1 protein-coding gene is annotated in these 1749 nt (G+C 68.3%); it reads left to right on the top strand.

Annotated features, from left to right (window positions below):
* Positions 1-1749: GAF domain-containing sensor histidine kinase (locus D7X12_RS41130; RefSeq protein ID WP_120630540.1), on the top strand; the 1749-nt coding region annotated here is incomplete at both ends.

Genomic DNA, 1749 nt, shown 5'->3' on the forward strand with positions numbered 1-1749 from the left:
GGGATGGGGGCCTGGGTGCTGGGGGCGCTGCTCACCTCGGTGTCCCTGCTGGTGCACCGGGTGCGGACGACAGAGTCGCGCATCGAGCAGTTCCGGCTGGCGTACCTGGCCATTGGCGCTGCGGCGGCGGTGCTGTTCTCCGGCCTGGACTACCTGAGCCGCTACGACATCCCCTTCCCCACGCTGGGCCCCGTCTTCGCGACGCTCTACCTGTTCTTCCTCGCGCAGACGCTGTTGCGGCTGCGGCTGATGGACCTGCACGAGCTGTTGGGGAAGATCGCCTCGCAGACGGTGCTGGCCATCATCCTGGCCGCCGTCTTCACGGTGCTGACGGCGTGGGTGGACGAGAACACGTCGCTGTTCGTCTTCAACACGGTGGTGGCCGCGTTCGTCATCCTCATCCTCCTGGACCCGCTGCGCACCAAGGTGGAGGAGATGGTGGTGCGCATCTTCTTCCGCGAGCGCTTCGCGCTCCTGGGCACGCTGAGCGTCCTGCGCGTGCGGATGACCGCCGTCATTGAAATCTCGGAGCTGGCGCGGCTGGTGCTGGATGCGCTGCACGAGACGGGGCGCGTGACGCATGCGTCCGTGTACCTGATGGCGGAGGACCGGCCGGGCTACCGGCTTCTGGACTCACGCGGGCCGCTGCCGGTGTCGCTGCTGGACACGGCCGCCGCGCGCGGCGTGCTCTTCGCGGTGGCCAGCGGGCAGAAGGCGGTGCTGCTGGAGAACGTGGAGCGCCGCATCTCCGTGATGCGGGTCCAGGCGGTGGAGGGCAAGCGCTTCCGCGACGAGCTCAAGCGGCTCAACGACACGCGCGCCGCGCTGCTCCAGATGAAGGCCGGCATCAGCGTGCCGCTGATGAGCAACGACCGCGTCATCGGCTTCCTGAACCTCTGGGACGAACGGGTGCCGGAGGCGTACGCGTCCGACGAAATCGCCCTCATCCTGGAGGTCTCCGAGCGGATGGCGACGGTGCTGGAGAACTCCAAGCTGTACGAGAAGATCCGCGAGCGGGACCGTCTGGCGGCGCTGGGTGAGATGGCGGCGGGCCTCGCGCATGAAATCAGGAACCCGCTGGGCGCCATCAAGGGCGCGGCGCAGTGCCTGGACCCGAAGAAGCTGCCGGGCGAGGACGGCGAGTTCCTGGATGTGATTGTCGAGGAGGTCAACCGGCTCAACGGCGTGGTGACGGCGTTCCTGGACTACTCGCGGCCGCTGAAGCAGAGCTTCGGGCCCACCGACCTCAACGAGGTGGTGACGCGCACGATGCGGCTCATCCAGAACGACATGCCGACCACGGCGGAGCTGGCGGTGGAGTTGGATTTGCGGCTGCCGCGCGCGGACGGTGACGCGGAGCAGCTCAAGCAGGTGTTGATCAACCTGGTGCAGAACGCGGTGCAGGCGATGGGCTCCCAGAAGGGCTGCATCACGGTGCGCACGGAGAAGCCGGAGCGCTTCGGCGACTTCCGCAGCGCGGGCGGGATGGAGTTCGTGGAGGTGCGCGTCACCGACAACGGTCCGGGCATCCCGGCGGATCAGCAGCCGCACATCTTCGTCCCCTTCTTCACGACGAAGCAGAAGGGCACGGGCCTGGGGCTCGCCATCTGCCAGCGCATCGTGAAGAACCACGGCGGCACCATCAGCGTGCAGAGCCGGGTGGGCGAAGGCACCTCGTTCATCATCCGGCTGCCGGCGCTCCCCCCGGAGGTGACGGAAGGCGCGCTCCCGGAAGGCACCCCCGCGCCC

Source organism: Corallococcus sicarius (assembly GCF_003611735.1).
Classification (GTDB): domain Bacteria; phylum Myxococcota; class Myxococcia; order Myxococcales; family Myxococcaceae; genus Corallococcus; species Corallococcus sicarius.